Source organism: Neobacillus cucumis (assembly GCF_016908975.1).
Lineage (GTDB): Bacteria > Bacillota > Bacilli > Bacillales > Cytobacillaceae > Neobacillus > Neobacillus cucumis.
Genome location: NZ_JAFBEX010000019.1, coordinates 1 through 18,342 on the forward strand (window position 1 = coordinate 1; position 18,342 = coordinate 18,342).

Sequence of the window (18,342 nt, forward strand, 5' to 3'; positions counted from 1 at the left end):
CATGTATTAGGCACGCCGCCAGCGTTCGTCCTGAGCCAGGATCAAACTCTCCAAGAAAGTTGATTAGCTCATTTTGTTACGTTGGCTTCATTTCACAAGAAATGAATATTATTGTTTGTTGACGTTTTTGTTTGTTTAGTTTTCAAAGAACAATTGTTATTATCTACCAATCTATCGATTAGCGACATTCATTATATTAACATATCATTTTCAACCTGTCAACTTCTATATGAATTGTTCTGAAATACTTACTCACAATGCATTTCATCGAAGCGACATTGATAATAATACTATCTTTACTCAAAATAGTCAACTAGCTTTTAAATAATTTATAAAAATAAAATAACCTCTTTCATTTTTCAATCAGGCTACAAAAAGCAGTTTAATGAATATGTTTAATTAACCAATAGCTGGATAAAATAGAGCGAAAGTAAATATTTATAAAGGAGATCTTTAAATGGTGAATTTGAACCCTTATAAAAAAGATGAAAACAATCTAAACGAAAACTCAAAACCAAGAGAAGAGATTAACCAAGAAGAAAGGGTACCAGAATTTGATGAAATCGGTACGGCTCTTAATGGAATATAATTTTACAATAAAAAACCCTTCGCAAAAGAATATTTCTTCTTTGCAAAGGGTTTATCCTTATTTTTTTATAGCTTTTAGAACGATTGCTTCACCAGAAAACGAGGTTACTTGATTACTTTCAATCTTAACCCTAAATTTATGTTTGATTTTTTCCGAGGCTTCTAGGAAATATAAGGTTAATTTTTCTTTTTCTTCATTTGGTAATTTCATTTGATTACACCATGAGTCATAGTTGAAGGGTTTTTCATAACGGTGCCATTCCTCTATTTCAAAACCTGCCAACTCAAGCATACGAATCCACTCACTCTTTTTCCATGCCCGAAAATGGCTATAATCCCGCCATTTTTCAATTTTATTATAAAACTGATCAAATCCATCATCTTCCGGGACAACATTATCATCCAATAAAAATTGCCCTTCTTTTTTTAACACTCGAAAGACTTCACTGATAAATAAATGAACATGAGGAAAATGATGCGGAGCAATCCTGCATGTCACAATATCAAAAGTTTCATTAGAAAAAGGTAATTTCTCGGCATCCCCTTTTACAAATTCGACATTGTGATTTCCATTTCCTTTTATGAATTTTTCCGCGACAGCTAACATCTCCTGTGTTAAATCAAGCGCTGTTACATTTTTCACGAATGGCGCAAAGGCATTAGCTGTATGCCCCCCGCCAGTAGCAACATCAAGTAATTTTTCATTCCCTGTTAATACAGCCATATATAAAAGTTTTTGCAAGTCTTTTCCATCTTTATGGATTGGACTACTAACATAAGAATCTGCATTTTTTCCGAATTGCTGTTGTATATCCTTTTTGAGATCCATTTTTATCCCTCCAAGAACCCTTATACCTTAACTATATGCTCACTAGTGTATAAAGAAAATGACAGCTTTTTTATTAGAATTCATAAGGAATTCTTATCGTTTAGGTTTAGTTAAGTTCTATGACAACTGGACAGTGATCACTGCCCATCACATTGCAATGAATTTCAGCATTTCTAAGTCGTTCTTTTATTGAATCAGAGACGATAAAATAGTCTATCCGCCAGCCAATATTTCTTTCACGGACCTTGTTCATATAGCTCCACCAAGTGTAGGCACCTTCTTGATCAGGGTAAAAATGACGGAAGCTGTCAATAAAGCCAGCCTCAAGCAAGGTTGTCATTTTTCCTCGTTCTTCATCCGTAAAACCCGAGTTTCCTATATTTGATTTAGGATTGCGAAGATCAATTTCGTGATGGGCAACATTTAAATCACCGCAAAATACCACGGGTTTCTGTTTATCTAAATCCTTCAGGTGTTGCAGAATGCGGTCTTCCCATTCCAAGCGGTACCCAATTCTAGCAAGATCTCTTTGTGAATTTGGAACATAAACATTGACCAAGAAAAAATCATCAAATTCCAATGTTAGAATTCTTCCTTCATTTTCTTCTTCGTCCTCTCCTACTCCATATTTAATGGCCAGTGGCTTCATTTTTGTAAAAACAGCGGTTCCTGAATAACCTTTCTTCTCGGCATAATTCCAATATTGGTAATACCCATCTAACTCTAACTGTATTTGACCTTCTTGAAGCTTCGTTTCCTGAACACAGAAAATATCCGCATTTACTTCCTGAAAATAATCTAAAAAACCTTTTTTAACACATGCTCTTAGGCCATTTACATTCCACGATACAAATTTCATTTATCCTTTCCTCTCCCCAGTTAAAGTTTCTATATAAACACAAACAGATTATTTATCATTAGACAGGTGACATTTTACCAGTTAAATAAATATATCGAAAGTCTGAACTACTTTCCAATGTTTTTTACATAACAAAAAAAAGGCATCTTCATGCCTCTTCATGGTACAAATTGTTTTTTTGTCAGTTCCCCAGAAAATAGTTCTGACACTGGAACAATTTTTATATGTCGTTTATTAAATTCTTCCATTGATTGAAAAACTCCAATCGAGCATACCTTCCCTGTTACGCCTACATGACCGATTGCAATCCCATTGCCTTTTATTTCTGTTATTTTTGCCAGTTTGACCATTTGTTGTCGAACATGCGAAGAAGAGGAAATATCATCAAGAAAAACATCTCGTTTTAAAAGTGGTACACCTAATTCTTTTGCTATCTGAGGGAACTTTGTTCCTGGGCTTGTTCCGCTATCGATAATAAAAAGGTTCTTTTCTTTGGCTACCTCAACAATTATACGCACAATTTCTTCGTTCTCAACGGCTCGTGAGCCCATATGATTATTAAGACCAACGGCATATGGCACACTTTTAATAGCTTCTTCCACACGTGACCTCACCTCTTCTTTCGAAAGGTCAACCGTTATTGGTTTTGGACCAAGCCACGACCTTTTTCCTCTCTTAGGTTCCATGGGTAAATGAACCATAACTTCAAATCCATTTTTGTGCGCCCACTCTGCATGTGCCTTTGAATTTTCTGTAAATGGCATGACGGCTGCAGTAATTGGAATATCGCCTTCTAAAAAGTCTTGGACTCCCCCGGTTCCTCCGCCAAAATCATCAATAATAATTGCAGCCTTAAGTTCTGAGGTGTCCTTTTTTACTTCCGCAGCATTGGTGTGTAAAGGAAATACCAAGAATGGTATCAGCGCGAGCACTAACTTTTTCATATAGCCCCTCCATTAAATAGCTTCAAAGATAATTTGCCCGTTTGTTTTTCCCTTTACTACAGACTTAAGACTTTTTCTGTTGCATAAAAAAAGAGAGCGAAATCGCTCCCTTTTCTTACCTATTCTTCATCATATACTTTAACTTCAACCATTTTATCGCCATTTCTCATGTTTCTAACAGCTGCTAAATCAGAAGTTACTTGTCCAAAAACAGTGTGAACACCATTTAGATGCGGCTGTGATTCATGAACGATAAAGAACTGGCTTCCACCTGTATTTCTTCCAGCATGCGCCATTGATAATGAACCTGGAATATGTTTATGTGGATTTCCTTCTGTCTCACAGTTAATCGTGTAACCAGGGCCACCCATTCCTGTTCCTGTAGGGTCACCACCCTGACTTACAAAGCCTGGGATTACACGGTGAAAGATAACGCCATTATAAAATCCTTCATTCGCTAATTTCTCAAAGTTCTCAACGGTTCCTGGTGCTTCATTTGGGAATAGGTCAAACTCAATTTTATCGCCATTCTCCATCAATATGTATCCTTTTTTAGCCATGAAAAAACACTCCTTTATGTGAAAATCATTATTATCATACACTTTTCTATCAAGAAAGGAAAGTTTAGCCACTAATATTTTCAAATCAATTGTGCTATTATAAAAGTACCCCCTCCGAACATTCGCTTGTTGCGGGACACTTAACCACTGTACGGACGGAGGGGGTTGGTGCCAAAAATGGCATCACGAAAGCCAAGACTGCGGTCTTGGCTTTTTGTATTTATCGAATTCCTTTTCTCATCCACTCATGAAATGCCAAAACAATCGTTAAAAACAAAAAATAACCAACGACTGTGTAAATGTGTTTCCAATCTTCTGTATGAGTAAACCAACCCAACATTTCCGTTAATTTTTCAAAAATTGGCATTAACAAACTTACTAAAACAATAACACCTATTTTCCCCCAATTCGTTAAGTGCTCTATCGTTCGTAAAACGATGAGGGTCATTAAAGGTAGCACAATTAATGTGAATCCAATATTAATTGAAAAAATCTCCGGAAAAGGCCTTAACGGATATTGATAGTATCCTTTCCCCACCATATATAAATCTAAAAAAGTACCTATTAATGAAGCAAGAACCATACTTCCCAATTCATATTTAAAAGGTAATCGCTTTTTTGGCAAGGGCTGCAAGTTCGAGTCGTTCGAGTGTTTTACAATATTCATCCTTAATCTCCCCATTAACGATTTTCTCGTCTTCTTTTAAGTAATCGACCACATGCCAGTCGTTAAACCAATCCCCCATTTCTGCTTCTATATGTTTTACATTTTTCCATGCATTTTCTAGTGTTGGGCTATAGATCCTTTTCGCACTCGGTCTCAGCTGGCAGGATTCCAAGTGAAGCTGATAAGGAAATCCTGGAGTCCCTTCATTCACACTATTAAAAATATCCGGCCAATAATCCTTTCTCGAGCCAGTATGATGATGGTTCTTTGCCCATTCGACTACTTTTGGGTGTATACCTTGATGGAATAATATCTTATACAATCTTTTCCCCAGTAAAATCCGCTCATGCAATGACTCAAACTGGTGCAGCGTTTGTCCAACTAGATTCTTATTTCCATATGGAAAAAGAATATGATTAATGGACAACCAATCTTGTAGTAAAAACTCCAATTTATTTAAAACATCTTTTTGATTTTGTGGATTTTGAACCACTCTTTTTTCAAGGTAGTATTGTTCATTGATAACCAAGGCGATTGTTAGCATATAAGCATCATTTGACTTCCAAAACTGATGCCAAAGGATCTCCATAAAAATGGAGATATTGAAATGCCTAAATAAATGAAATAACGGCTTTCCTTGCCTTAAACTTTCTTCGTAAAGTAAAAATTGTGGATAGACATCTTGAAAAATCAGCCAATTGCCCCGCTCTAAAAATTGAAAGAATAGCACTCGGTCCTTTTTCGTCATCAATCGTGTCAAAAATTCCCCTTTTAAATCCGTCATATTCCAGCCGCCATTGCGCGAGACCATATGTCCGAGGAAAGCCCAATGAATGTCCGGATAACGAAGATAAAAGTCTAAATAGGCTCTGGTTCTCGTAACATTATTTAGATTGTTTTCTTTCGTTTTCAGCATGATTTTTTCAACAAGAATCCGCTCGCTTTTTGTAACCGAAAAAGGAGCTGGGGTTGAATTACTCTTATTTTTTAATTCTTCTTTAATCATATCAAGCTGCGATCTCTTTCGATTTCTCAAAAATAAAATAACATATTACCCCCCTTACGAATTCTCAGTAGACAATGAGAATATGTATAGATAGATGAGAAATTTTGGGAGAGGGATGTGAAGTGTGATGATTAATACAAAAAGTGGTATTGATTGGATTATTGAGAAACTTCGAAACGACCAATCTCCCAATGGCTCTTGGGGCTATCCATTTGAAACAGGCATACTCACAGATGCCTATATGATCATTTTATTACGGTCTTTGGAATTAGATGATGAAGATTTAATTCAAGGTCTTGCAAAAAGAATTTTTAGTAAACAGGAAGAAAACGGAGCATGGAAACTTTTTTATGATGAGAGAAACGGGAATCTAACCGCTACCGTAGAAGCTTATTATGCTCTTGTGTATTCCGGTTACTTTCCTAAAAATGATAAACGTTTGATCGCAGCGAAACGGTTTATTCTCGCCAATGGCGGCATAGAGGAAGTAGGTATGTTTACCAAAGTCATGCTCGCCTTAACCGGACAATACAAGTGGCCCTCCTATTCCCCGCTGCCAATTGAAATTATCCTCCTGCCGCTTCATTTCCCAATTAACTTTTACTCGTTTTCCGTATTCGGCCGTGCGAATCTTACACCCATTTTAATTTTGGCAGATAAAAAATTCACCATAAAAACAGATAAAAGTCCTGACCTTTCTGATTTGCAGCTTAACCGGGAAAGTGAAGGGGAATGGGATCGATCCGATGACTATCGTTCTCTCTATTCATTTATGAAAGACGGAGTTGAAAGTTTACTTGGTCTTCCGAATCAACTACACCAATTAGCACTTGAACGAGCGAAAAAGTATATGCTCGAGCATCTCGAGCCAGATGGTACCTTTTACAGCTACTATAGCTCTACTTTTTTAATGATTTTTGCGCTATTATCGCTTGGCTATCAAAAAACAGACCCGGTAATTACCACGGCAGTAGAGGGAATTACAGCGATGAAGTGTGAAATTGACGGTTACCCCCATATGCAATATACAACCGCCCATGTATGGAATACCTCGTTAATCAGCTTTTGTTTACAATCTGCAGGTGTTGCTTCTGATGATCCAATGGTAAAAAAAGCAAACCAATATTTAATGGAAAAACAGCATCGGAAATTTGGTGATTGGGTGATTCATAATTCTAAGACTATGCCTGGAGGCTGGGGTTTTTCTGATATTAATACAATCAACCCAGATGTAGATGACACAACTGCCTCGCTTCGCTCTCTTTCTCGGATGATGCCACCTGAGACGCAAGCATGGGACCGCGGTATTACATGGGTATTGTCAATGCAAAATGATGACGGAGGCTGGCCGGCATTTGAAAAAAACACAAACTCAAAGCTGCTGCAGTTTCTTCCAATCGAAAAAGGAGAATTTATCATCCCCGACCCCTCTTGTGCAGATTTGACCGGAAGGACCCTTGAATTTTTTGGTCGATACACTAACCTATCTCGTGATCATACAGCTATAAAAAAAGGAATTCATTGGCTGTTAAGGAACCAGGAAAGAGATGGTTCCTGGTATGGAAGATGGGGAATTTACTATCTGTATGGAACATGGGCCGCTATTACTGGGTTATCGGCAGTTGGGATTTCAGTTGACCATGCTTCCATTGAAAAGGCAGTTAAATGGATACTAGAAAAACAAAATAAAGATGGCGGCTGGGGTGAATCATGTTATAGTGACAGCAAGAAAACGTATGTCCCGCTGCCTGCTAGCACTTTAACACATACTGCTTGGGCACTTGATGCCTTGATTTCCGTGTCAGAAAAACCGACAACTGCAATTAAAAGAGGAATGACTTATTTACTTGATAATTTAGAGAAATCTGATTGGACGACACAATATCCAAAGGGGCAAGGAATGGCAGGAACGTTTTATGTCCATTATCATAGCTACCGATATATATTCCCACTTGCCGCCTTAGCCAACTATCATAAGAAATTCGACTAAAATAAACATCGACGGTGTCCACTGCCCGTCGATGTTTATTTTAGTTTAAGAAGCTGTTGATAAATAGCCACAATCTCATTCAATTTCATTCTGACTAGACCGCTCGAGGAAGGAGCAACAAAATCAATTACATCCGGGACAACCGACTCCATTTGTTTTCCCCAGGGAGCTGACTTTCGGCCGCTATATTCCTGGTATACACCTTTCCCGACAAAACAAACCACCTTAGGCTTAAAACGTTCAATTTTACCTTTAAGGATTTCTCTTCCTTCTTTATATTCTTCTTTTGTAATTTCATCTGCCGCCTTCGTCGGCCTCGCGACAATATTCGTAAAGCCATAGCCCATTTCAAGTAACTGGGCATCCTCTGCTGCTTCATATTTCCGTGTAGTTAACCCTGCCTCAAATAAAATCTTCCAGAATCGATTATTAGGGTTGGCGTAATGATGCCCAAGCTCGCTTGAGCGGATACTAGGATTAAACCCTACAAAGAGAATCTTTAAATCCTCTGCTAAATGATCATCAATTAGATTCACCTTTCTCCTCCTTGGAATCATGGGGACGGTTCTCCTGCTTCGGAAGCAGGAGAACCGTCCCCATGATTTTATTTTTTTGATTGAACGCATTCAATCAAGTTGTTTTTGAATCTCTGCGATTACTTTATCCCAGCATGTATCTGGTAGGAAGTAATAATTGTGGTTAGCATTCCAATAATGGAGATAATTAATAATGAATATAAAAGCCTAATATCCTTTAAGAGAAAAAGTCCTGTTAAAATAATGACTGCATCAATACTAACCATAATAATCCCCACATTTACCTTTGTCCATTTTGAAATTAAAAGGGCAAGCAAATCCATTCCCCCTGGGCTAATATGATGTCTAAGCATGACTCCTACCCCGACTCCAATAATGATTGCTCCTATTATTACACTACTAATAATTGGTATATGAACTATTCCACTTAATGGTACGAATAATTCAACTAGACTTCCTGAGATAGCAGCTCCTATTACCCCATAATAAAAATAGAAAGGATCGGATTTTAGGGCAAATAGGTAAATTGGAATATTGAGGAGGATAAACATCAGCCCAACTTTAAATCCCCATAAATAATTTAACAGCAGGCTGATGCCAAATATTCCGCCATTAATCAGATGGAACGGCAATATAAACATATTAATACCCACGCTAATCATTGTACTTCCGAATCCAATAACCGCTAATTTTTTCAGCATCCCATCATTCCTTGTCCAATTACTTTATTACCACTTATATGTAACAATATTGGACTTCATTCAATGGATGTTTGGAGATTTGATAAAGCCTTATAAAAAAAATAAAGCCGCATAAGAAACGGCTCCGTTTGCCTTAAAAGTTTGAATCTGTTAGTGAAGGTATTTTTTTCTCGAGCTAAACCTTCTGCGGAAAACAAACTTCCTTAAATCATCTTCCTTTAAATTATCGTCATAGATTAAAAACAATAAGGATTGGTACTCTGGATAATGTTCCATGACAAAAAGGGCGAACTCTTTCCGTCCGCCCTCCATTTTTATTTTAAACTCTTCCTGTTTGGTAATTTCTTTTAACAGCTTTTCAAAATATGCCTTGGTATCTTCCCACTTTTCCATACGATTCTCCAGAGTATCACGGGCATATATCGGTAATTTGTCGATAACCAAATCAATATAGCCTTCAGACCACATGATCATTTTATCCTTTTCAGGCAACTCAAACACCATATTCATTAGTTCAATATCATCTCCTGAACTACTAGCTGCATGTTTCCCGACCCGATTCACTTTGTTCACCTCTTGGTTGATTGGTTAGGCATCCTTACTCAAAGTATTTACAATATCATAATTTTTTTTCTTACTGTCAATCCATGTTTGATATTCCGAATCTACTTTTTGATCAATTAATGTTTCTTTTATTTGGGTCTTGCTTGCCTCATAGTTTGCCGCTTGTGCTGGCTTTTTATCCTCCACTTTTATGATATGATAGCCATAAGTTGTTTTTACCGGATCACTAATTTTACCCACTGGTAAGGAGAAAGCAACGTTATCAAATTCTGTTACCATTGTTCCTTTCGCAAAGTAGCCAAGCTCACCGCCATTTTCCTTTGTACTACTATCGGTAGAATATTTTTTTGCTAATGTGGCGAAATCTTCACCATTATCTAGTTTCTGCTTTATTTCCTTTGCCGTTTTCTCATCTGCAACAAGAATATGGCTTGCCTTTACTTGCTCTGCGGTAGCAAAGGAATCTTTGTTCTGGTCAAAATACGTTTTCATTTCGTCTTCAGTTACAGTGATTTCAGGTTCAATCAGCTTCTTAATTAAAAGGTAATTCTTTACATCATTTTTTAGTGCCGTAAGAGTGGTATTGTTATCTACAAGTGCCTGTTTAAAGGCATCCTCTCCACCGTACTGTTCTTTTAATTTATTTATTTCTGTGGTTACTGTACTATTGGAAATGGTAATATTTTTCTTTGCTGCCTCTGAGGCTACAATTTTATCTTCGATTATTTGATCAACCGTATCCGAGCCATATTGATTGACTAATTTATCATACAGCTCATCCTTAGTTATTGTTTCACCATTAATGGATGCCACAGCATTTTCCTTTTTTAAAGTATAGGTTAGAAAAACTCCTGCTGCGATTATGAACGCTAGTAACACAGCGATCAAAATTTTATTCTTCTTTTTCCAAACCATTACTTTAATTTCCTTCCGAATTTGCTGTTATTTTTGCTGTTAATGTCATCTGTTTACCATCTCGGTATATACCAAATTTGATAGTGTCACCTATTTGTACTTTTGTATATAAGTATTTTCTTAGTTCTGAAGAATTAGCAATTTGGGTTCCATTCATAGACACAATAATATCCTTCGCTTCAAATCCTGCTTTCGCAGCTGCAGAATTAGAGTCAATATTCATAACTATGACACCTTTAGTAACATTCTCAGGCAGGTACATCTGCGGTACTTGGTCTAAGTCTTCTAGGCCAACTCCGAGATATGGACGATTGATTTTTCCGTATTTAATTAATTGGTTTACAATAGGAATAAAATCATCACTTGGAATTGCAAAACCTAATCCTTCGACCCCTGTTTCAGATATTTTCAAGCTATTAATTCCGATAACCTGTCCCTGTGTATTAATTAGGGCGCCGCCGCTGTTACCAGGATTAATCGCTGCATCTGTTTGAATAACATTTGTATCCCAATCTCCTGCTGATGTTGATACGGAAATCGTACGATTTGTCGCACTAATAATCCCTTGTGTCACTGTTCTAGATAAATCAGTTCCGAGCGGATTTCCAATTGCATAAACTTGGTCGCCAGGTCTTAATTTCGAAGAATCTCCGAAGTTTGCAGTTGTTGTCACATATTTTGCATCAATTTTTAAAACGGCTAAATCTGTTAACGCATCTGTTCCGACTACTTGTGCAGTAGTCTTTTGACCATTGTATAAAGAAATTTCAAGCTTAGAAGCCCCTTCTACCACGTGATTATTCGTAACAATATACGCTGTGCCATTATTTTTTTGGAAAATAACCCCTGAGCCAGAGCCGCTTTCCACACTCTCTGAAGTATTCGAATTAGAATTAGAATCAGAACCAGAAAAAGAGTCTCCCCAGATGTCAGTAGTTTGCTGCTGTTGCTGCTGATAATTCACAATCCCAACGATTGCTTTTGAAAGCTGTTCAACAGTATCTGCCACCGAATTCGTCGAAACTGCGGTCGGCTGTGCTGTTACAGTCTTTACAGCAGTATTACTATTGATGCTGTTCGAGCTGCTCACCACTCCAGTTTGGCTATTTTGATTGAAGTAGTTCATATAGTCTGTATGTGGTAAGACAGCAAGAGTAATGACTGAACCGATTACACCTGCCGCAATCGTGGATACAAATCCTTTTACTGCCCGTTTCTTCGGTTGTAGTTGATAATTGGAACGAGTAGATCCGCCTACTGGAGGAACAGTATTTTCATCAGGAATTCTTGTTTCCTTTATATCTTTTGTTTCACTATGCTTGTTGGACTCTAAGGAGAATGTCGCATCTACGGCATTCACAAGATTATCTAAATGGCTTTCGTCCTTCAATTTTTCAAGCGATATATCTTCAGATTGTGTATTGTCATTCTTCTCAGATGAGTTTGATTGATAGTTTTCGAATTCATTTTCATTTTTGAAGTCCATCTTAATCGATCTCCTTTAATCTATTACTTAACTTGTCTTTACTATAACTCACAAATCTTAACAAATTATTAACAAACTTTAACGAGTTTAAGAAAATATATAAAAAATATGGCTGTGTTAAACTTGGATGTTGATTTCCGCTCCAGACGCTCGCTTTCCACGGGCGTGCCGGGGGGCCTCCTCGGCGCCAATACGGAGGGCAATGAAAAAGTCTGTGAAATTTAATGCGAAACTAATTCCTGAAAATTCCATCCCCACTTCCAGTTTATAATTAGTGATAAAATAGACTGAATTCCCCCACTTTGATATTGGAAAACGGTGAAATTTTGGGATTAGGTTTTTCGGAAATTTCATTATTAAACAGAAAAGAACTTTTTCAGTGCCCTCGCCAATGCGCCTGTGGGGTTTCCCCTGCCCCGTACTTCCGCAGGAGTCGAGCGCCTTCCGCTCCAATCAACATCGTTCAAAAAAATCAACAATAACCTTTAACACAGCCAAAAATATAAAAAGCTGCAAGTTAATCCGCAGCTTTTTCAAATTCTTTCATTAATCGAATCGTAAATTTCGTCCCTTTTCCTTCTTCACTTGTAACATCTATTTCACCGTGATGAAGGAGCACTAATTGTTTAACAATCGATAGCCCTAGTCCAAATTCACCATAGGAAGTACTGGTTCTTGAAAGATCGGCTTTATAAAACCGACGCCAGATGTTTTCAATTTCTTTTGAATCAATTCCCATCCCCGTGTCTTCCACTTCTATTATTGTGGCATGATCTTCTTTTCTTCCACGTAGCCAAATGGTCCCACCAGAAGTGAACTGAATACTATTTTTTGTTATATTAATCAAGATTTGAATAAGTCGGTCATAATCGGCAAGAACCATAATATCCGGTGCAGCCTCAACAATAATTTGGTTGTTTTTCTCTTCAGCTAAAATGCCTAACTGCTCTTGAATAATTTCAAGTACCTCTAATAATTGGATTTCTTCTTTAAACAATTGGATTTGATTAGAACGAATCTTTTCATAATCAAGATTTTCATTAACTAGGCGGATTAACCTTTTTGCCTCTTGACTCACTAAATTAATCCCCCGTTCCTTATCGTCTTCGGGGATCATATCATTTTTTAAACCTTCAATCACACCGCTAATGGTTGTTAATGGTGTTCGCATTTCATGGGAAACATCGGCCATAAACTGTCGCCTTCTGTTTTCAAGACTTTCTATTTCAAGCATTGATTCATTAATTTTGTTAACCATATGGTTAAAATCATTAGCTAACTCACCAATTTCATCAAAATTGGATGTGTTTACATTTACATGATAATTTCCTTGAGAGACTTGTGATGTGGCTTCACTTAGCCGTTTAATACGGTGGACATGAATCCTCGATAAGAACAAACTTTGTAAAAATGAAACACCAAAAGCAATTAAAATCGTATACAGTAAATACTTATTTAGCTGCTGAATCATTTTACTTGAACCGCTGATTGGTGATGTCAGCAGGACCCCGCCAAAAAACCGACCATTTTCTGTATATGGCAATACAACAAAGGTAACCCCTTCTTGTCCAAATCGCTTATAGTCACTTTGAACAATTAATGTTTTCCCCTTCGTTATTTGGTCCCATTCGTTCTGACGTAAATTTTTAATGGCAGGACCATGTTTATTCACTAAATAGAGTTGACCATCCTGGTCAAACATACTAAAACTCATTTTTCTCGCTGCCAACACATTACTGTATTGATTAAGCACGTTATCTGAATCTAGAGGTGAAGCCTCTTTTAAATCTGATATTATTGCCTTACCATATGAAATCAGTTCTTCTGATTTATTTTCATAAATAAGATTTTCTACATAATGAGCAAATAGTAAACTTAATAATAAAAACGCAACAATGATAATACTAATATGACTAAAAAACTGCTGATAAAAATATTTAAACTTCATCCGTTTTAACTGCATCATCAAATTTATAACCAACTCCCCAAACAGTATGGAAGAAAGGTTGTGACGTTGTCTCTACTTTTTTCCGAAGTCGTTTAATGTGCACATCAACCGTCCTCTCGTCACCGTAAAATTGATATCCCCATACCCGTTCTAGTAATTGTTCACGAGAGAATACTTGACGAGGATGTTCCACAAGATAGGAAAGTAAATCAAACTCTTTTGGTGTTAAGTTTGAAACTTGTGTATCGTCAACAAATACTTCTCTTGTTATTTTATTGACTTTAAAATGATCCGTCTTGATTAAATTGTCTTGCTCTTTATGCTCTTGGTTCTGAACTCGGCGTGTTACAGCTTTAATTCTTGCCATTAAAGTAAGCGGACTAAATGGCTTCGTTACATAGTCATCAGCCCCCATTTCCAACCCAAGAACCTGGTCTGATTCACTATCCTTCGCAGTTAACATGATAATAGGAACTGTAAACTTCTCCTCACGAATCTTTCTGCAAATTGTAACGCCGTCCATCCCAGGAAGCATCCAATCAATAATAAGGGCATCCCATGATCCACTCTTAAAGCGGTTATATCCCTCTATGCCATCGTTAATAAATTCGCCATTAATTCCCTCCTTGGCAAAGAACATTTCAATCATCGAGCACACACTTTTATTATCTTCAATCACTAATATCTTCACAGTCATTCATCCCCTAGCAAAAAACTCTTTCTTCTCTTAGTTTAAACGAATTTTTCTGCATATCAAACCTTCTGGCCCATTATTACATTTTAATTAAGAGTTTGTTCATAGTTTATTAATATTTAAGTTTATTCCATTATAAAAGAGACTTGACAATTTCAAGTCTCCCTTTATTTTTTATAAAAATAGGATTAATTAATATCCACTTAGTCCCTATGGCTTTAAAATTAGTTTTCCAAATGTTTTTCTTGATTGTAATAAAGTATGAACTTTTGCAGCCTCTTCTAAAGGAAACACGCCACCAATGGTCAATTTTAATTTTCCCTGTCCAAGATAGGTGAATAATTCGACTAAACTTGGCTGAAGAAGCTCTGGTTTTCTCATAATTGGCGGCAGGAAAAACCCGATGACAGACTGATTTCTAGCCATTAGTGTTGATGGATAGAACCGGACTTGTTGACCGCTTGCTGCACCAAAAATAACAAGGCGCCCAAATGTAGCAAGGCACTTAACCGTTTTATTAAATACTTCACCGCCGACCATTTCGAGGGCAACATTTACGCCTCTGCCACCCGTTGCTTCTAGGACCTGATTTTCCCAATCTGGTTCTGTATAGTTGATCAGTACATCTGCCCCCATTTCACGGGCCAGGGCTAATTTTTCTTCGAAACTTGCAGTCGCGATAACTTTTCCTGCCCCCAATAATTTTGCAAGCTGTACTGCTATGGTTCCAACACCGCCAGCCGCCGCATGAATAAGAACACTTTCCCCTTTTTCTAAACGACCCATTGTGTTTAAAATGTGATACGCACTTAAACCTTGGAGCGGAAGTGCCGCTGCGGTGTGAAAATCTAGTTGTTCTGGTATAGGAATGACTGACCTCTCATCGGCTTTAGCAAAGTCAGCGTAACCCCCAGATTCGATTAAGGTTACGATTCTTGCCCCAGGCTTCACTTTAGTAACTTCTTCCCCTACTTCCGTTACCACTCCGGCAATTTCAGCCCCTGGTATAAAGGGCAGCGGGGTTTTTACCACATATTGTCCTTCGCGTCGGGCTGTATCGGCATAATTGACACCGATGGATTTGATTTCAATTAAAACTTCATGCCTTTTTGGAACGGGTTTTTCGATTTCAATGAGGTTTAGTACTTCTGGTCCCCCATATTCCTTTAACTGTATCGCTCTCATTGTTTCCACTCCTATTATCCTGTAAAGGCTGGTTTTCTTTTTTTCTTTGAACGCGGTGATTCCTTCTTGGTGATCCTAGGTCTGGACCATTATGTCTGAATCAGACGTTCCTGCTCCAAAATATCTTCAAGCGTGGAGGTAAATGCTGCTCCCTCATTAAAACTTTTCTTCTGTTAAATGAGCTGCAAAAAATCTGATTTTTGACAAATTGGTTAAAATTTGCAAAACGTGGATCAGTTGTTTGCCTCATTTTGTAGCGGAAATAGATTTGCTGACCAATAACAGCAAGCTTGCAATAAGCAAAGGTCAGATAAAAATTAAAATTTGTAATATCCCTGCCACTTTTATAAGCGTATAGTTCAATAAATTCCTTTCTCGTTATAATCCAACATAACTTTATACTAACCGGTTGGTATACTCACTTGAAAAAAGAGAGGAATTTTCCCACTTCCCAAGTTTAGTCATCCCACTTGAATTCCTTTTAAAATCATATCCACAAAGATTTCAGCTACTTCACGATCTGAACAGGTACCATTTGGATTAAACCATTGATAACTCCAATTTGTTATTCCCAATATTCCAAATGTGATGATGGGAGCATTGATACAAGGACGAAATTCTCCGTTTTCGATCCCGGCTTTAATTAATGCCTCAATATTTAAGCGAAACTGATTGCGCTTCGAAATGATTAAGGCAGAATGTACTTCATTTAAATTTGACAACTCCCGGTAAAATATTTTCGCTGCAGATCCACGGGATTTAATATCCGAAATGAGCATGAATACAATTTCGAATAACTTTTCTTTATAGTTCTTTGATGTATCATTAAAAATCCGCTCTAATTGAATTAGTAATTCATCGATATAACCTCGATGAATATCCATTAACAATTCCTCTTTACTTGAAAAATAATAATAAAATGTCCCCTTTGTTACTCCAAGGGAATCAACAATATCTTGAATGGATGTTTCACTGAATCCTTTCTTTTCAAATAAGCGGATGCTTTGTTCCGTTATTCTTTCCTTCACCTTTATGTCCTCTCATTCTGAAAAATGTTATTGCAATTATACCATATTTTTCTTCACTCCTTTTACAGCATTCTCGATTTTTCAACAATACTAACCAGTTAGTATGTTATATGTATAATTATAACTTTAAAACTCAATTACTCAATTTAATTTCTAAATATTCTAAATAATCCTGATGCAAAAAGACCGTTAAAACAATCACTTTTTAACAGCCCTCATCATGTATCAATATCTTTTAAACGATCTCTTTTGTTTATTCATTACCTCATACGACTTTTCAATAATATCAGTTAATACGTCACTCTTATAAATCCTGCCAAGCTTTAATCCCTGCTGATAATACTCGACAATTTCATCCAGTTTTGAGGAAGTTTCTTTAGAAATTCTTACATTTAATTGAATTCTACCGTTATCTGACATGGACTGACACTCCTGTTTTTTTTGCTATTCTTTTGCTAGCAGTAATCTATTCATTTGTTATCACTTGCTACTATACTACATATTTTGATATTTTTCATTAAAAAATCGGGCTATTTGACAGCCCAACATTTTATTATCTTTTCTACATGAAATGACTATTTTCTACCTATATTAAACTGAGGAGGCTGCATTTCGATGATATTATCATGCATATTAGGCATTATTCTAACATCACAACCAAATAACTTTACTGATTATTTAGTGATAACAAAGAACCGGATACATGTAACAACTATAAAACAAGAGGATTTCTCCTATCCATACTCAGAGTTACCCATAATTGATACAAAAAAGTTTAATCAATTTTTGGATAACCTGGACAAACATTTCTCCAGTACGCCTGAAAATGCAAGTATTGGCTCAAACGGTGAGATTGTGGCAGAAAAAATTGGTTCACGGATTCATCGACAATCATTTACAGAACAATTATATGCTTATTTTTTTTCACACAGATCAAATACATTGGAAATTCCTATGTTACCTGTTTATCCAAAAGTAGATAGTGAATTATTATCAGATATCCGTAATATGCGGATTGGTCGTTATGTAACGGTCTTTAATCCTACTAATAAAACACGTACCAATAATATTGATTTGGCCACAAAAGCAATTAATAACTATGTTATCTTTCCTGGAGAAACCTTTTCATTTAATAAGGTTGTTGGTAAGAGAACGGCTTCAAAGGGATACTTAAAGGCTCCTGTAATTATTAGGGGAGAATTCTCAGAGGATATTGGCGGGGGGATTTGCCAAGTCTCATCCACCCTTTTTAATGCTGTAGATAATGCAGGACTAAAAATAGTCCAAAGATTTTCGCATACTAGAAAGGTTCCATATATCCCTCCTGGACGAGATGCCACCGTTAGCTGGTATGGACCCGACTTTGTTTTTAAAAATATCTATAAGGAACCAATCTTAATTAGAGCCAAAACACTTGGGCATTTGTTAGTCATCAACCTTTACTCTTCAGAAACGATTGAATATAAACCAAAAAAAGTTCCTATTGCTCCGTATTGAAAAAAGTCCGCTACATTTAGCGGACTTTTCAGTATCTACTGTTTATTATTTAATGCACTTTCCATAAGTTCCTCTGAAAATTCAGTTAAAGCAGTATTGTCCATGACATTTAGGTTCGGTAGGCTGGTTTTTTGTGTAAAGCTTTTCATTGCGTTTTGAAAAGGAAGTGCAACATCTCTACGCTTCCCTCTTGTTAACCCAAACACTGCAGCACTCAAGGATAGACCTACAAGTGACGCCCATAATGGCATTTTGCTTTTTGGTTTAGGAGTAAACAGTTTGAAAAACGGCTGTTTGGCAATTTTTTTCATTTTTTAGCACTCCTTCATCATGAAAATTTTTGTC

20 protein-coding genes are annotated in these 18,342 nt (G+C 36.8%); 3 read left to right on the forward strand and 17 right to left on the reverse strand.

The features are described 5' to 3' along the window. Window positions 1-457: 457 nt before the first annotated feature. Entirely contained in the window at window positions 458-589 is a 132-nt protein-coding gene (locus tag JOC76_RS30560; protein WP_275591394.1) for a hypothetical protein, read from the forward strand. 57 nt (window positions 590-646) lie between these two features. On the opposite strand, the gene JOC76_RS21620 is transcribed toward JOC76_RS30560, so the two are convergent. The 6 genes from JOC76_RS21620 to JOC76_RS21645 form a co-directional block, all read right to left on the reverse strand. Then, window positions 647-1,417: a class I SAM-dependent methyltransferase gene (locus JOC76_RS21620; protein WP_205180846.1), complete on the reverse strand. Its 771-nt coding sequence runs from the start codon at window positions 1,415-1,417 to the stop codon at window positions 647-649. Window positions 1,418-1,523: 106 nt separating this feature from the next. Then, a complete protein-coding gene (locus JOC76_RS21625; RefSeq protein WP_205180847.1) occupies window positions 1,524-2,276 on the reverse strand; it encodes an exodeoxyribonuclease III in 753 nt (250 codons plus the stop codon). A 158-nt stretch (window positions 2,277-2,434) separates the two neighbouring features. After that, the gene (locus tag JOC76_RS21630; RefSeq protein ID WP_205180848.1) at window positions 2,435-3,220 is read right to left on the reverse strand and encodes a divergent polysaccharide deacetylase family protein; all 786 of its coding nucleotides are present in this window, start codon (window positions 3,218-3,220) and stop codon (window positions 2,435-2,437) included. 119 nt (window positions 3,221-3,339) lie between these two features. Further along, window positions 3,340-3,780: a peptidylprolyl isomerase gene (locus JOC76_RS21635; RefSeq protein WP_205180849.1), complete on the reverse strand. Its 441-nt coding sequence runs from the start codon at window positions 3,778-3,780 to the stop codon at window positions 3,340-3,342. A gap of 220 nt (window positions 3,781-4,000) precedes the next feature. Next, the gene (locus JOC76_RS21640) at window positions 4,001-4,405 is read right to left on the reverse strand and encodes a CBO0543 family protein (RefSeq protein ID WP_239557881.1); all 405 of its coding nucleotides are present in this window, start codon (window positions 4,403-4,405) and stop codon (window positions 4,001-4,003) included. Next, the gene (locus JOC76_RS21645; RefSeq protein WP_205180947.1) at window positions 4,380-5,453 is read right to left on the reverse strand and encodes a DUF2515 domain-containing protein; all 1,074 of its coding nucleotides are present in this window, start codon (window positions 5,451-5,453) and stop codon (window positions 4,380-4,382) included. Before JOC76_RS21645 ends, JOC76_RS21640 begins: the two co-directional genes overlap by 26 nt. Before the next feature lie 127 nt (window positions 5,454-5,580). Here JOC76_RS21645 and shc point away from each other — a divergent pair, with 127 nt between their 5' ends. Next, entirely contained in the window at window positions 5,581-7,443 is a 1,863-nt protein-coding gene (shc, locus tag JOC76_RS21650; RefSeq protein ID WP_205180850.1) for a squalene--hopene cyclase, read from the forward strand. A 35-nt stretch (window positions 7,444-7,478) separates the two neighbouring features. Here the strand turns inward: shc and JOC76_RS21655 are convergent, their stop codons facing one another. The 10 genes from JOC76_RS21655 to JOC76_RS21700 all read right to left on the reverse strand — a co-directional run bounded on the left by JOC76_RS21655 (window position 7,479) and on the right by JOC76_RS21700 (window position 16,920). Further along, window positions 7,479-7,979 (reverse strand): mismatch-specific DNA-glycosylase, encoded by a 501-nt coding sequence (locus JOC76_RS21655; RefSeq protein ID WP_205180851.1) that lies wholly within the window; start codon window positions 7,977-7,979, stop codon window positions 7,479-7,481. 119 nt (window positions 7,980-8,098) lie between these two features. Then, complete coding sequence (locus tag JOC76_RS21660; protein ID WP_205180852.1) at window positions 8,099-8,680, reverse strand: YitT family protein; 582 nt, start codon at window positions 8,678-8,680, stop codon at window positions 8,099-8,101. 150 nt (window positions 8,681-8,830) lie between these two features. Further along, window positions 8,831-9,244: a hypothetical protein gene (locus JOC76_RS21665; RefSeq protein WP_205180853.1), complete on the reverse strand. Its 414-nt coding sequence runs from the start codon at window positions 9,242-9,244 to the stop codon at window positions 8,831-8,833. Between the two features lie 24 nt (window positions 9,245-9,268). Continuing rightward, window positions 9,269-10,159, reverse strand: a complete 891-nt coding sequence (locus JOC76_RS21670) for a peptidylprolyl isomerase (RefSeq protein ID WP_205180854.1) — start codon at window positions 10,157-10,159, stop codon at window positions 9,269-9,271. Window positions 10,160-10,163: 4 nt separating this feature from the next. Further along, window positions 10,164-11,645, reverse strand: a complete 1,482-nt coding sequence (locus JOC76_RS21675) for a S1C family serine protease (protein WP_205180855.1) — start codon at window positions 11,643-11,645, stop codon at window positions 10,164-10,166. A gap of 517 nt (window positions 11,646-12,162) precedes the next feature. Further along, window positions 12,163-13,593, reverse strand: a complete 1,431-nt coding sequence (locus tag JOC76_RS21680; protein ID WP_205180948.1) for an ATP-binding protein — start codon at window positions 13,591-13,593, stop codon at window positions 12,163-12,165. Beyond that, a complete protein-coding gene (locus JOC76_RS21685) occupies window positions 13,583-14,284 on the reverse strand; it encodes a response regulator transcription factor (RefSeq protein WP_205180856.1) in 702 nt (233 codons plus the stop codon). Before JOC76_RS21685 ends, JOC76_RS21680 begins: the two co-directional genes overlap by 11 nt. A gap of 213 nt (window positions 14,285-14,497) precedes the next feature. Further along, a complete protein-coding gene (locus JOC76_RS21690) occupies window positions 14,498-15,472 on the reverse strand; it encodes a quinone oxidoreductase family protein (RefSeq protein WP_205180857.1) in 975 nt (324 codons plus the stop codon). Between the two features lie 461 nt (window positions 15,473-15,933). After that, window positions 15,934-16,500, reverse strand: coding sequence for a TetR/AcrR family transcriptional regulator (locus JOC76_RS21695; protein WP_205180858.1), 567 nt, complete (start codon window positions 16,498-16,500; stop codon window positions 15,934-15,936). Between the two features lie 225 nt (window positions 16,501-16,725). Further along, window positions 16,726-16,920, reverse strand: coding sequence for a hypothetical protein (locus JOC76_RS21700; RefSeq protein ID WP_205180859.1), 195 nt, complete (start codon window positions 16,918-16,920; stop codon window positions 16,726-16,728). Between the two features lie 195 nt (window positions 16,921-17,115). On the opposite strand from JOC76_RS21700, the gene JOC76_RS21705 reads away from it, so the two are divergent. After that, window positions 17,116-17,997, forward strand: coding sequence for a VanW family protein (locus JOC76_RS21705; protein WP_205180860.1), 882 nt, complete (start codon window positions 17,116-17,118; stop codon window positions 17,995-17,997). Window positions 17,998-18,032: 35 nt separating this feature from the next. Here JOC76_RS21705 and JOC76_RS21710 read toward each other — a convergent pair whose 3' ends face one another. Next, window positions 18,033-18,308 (reverse strand): hypothetical protein, encoded by a 276-nt coding sequence (locus JOC76_RS21710; RefSeq protein WP_205180861.1) that lies wholly within the window; start codon window positions 18,306-18,308, stop codon window positions 18,033-18,035. Window positions 18,309-18,342: the final 34 nt, after the last annotated feature.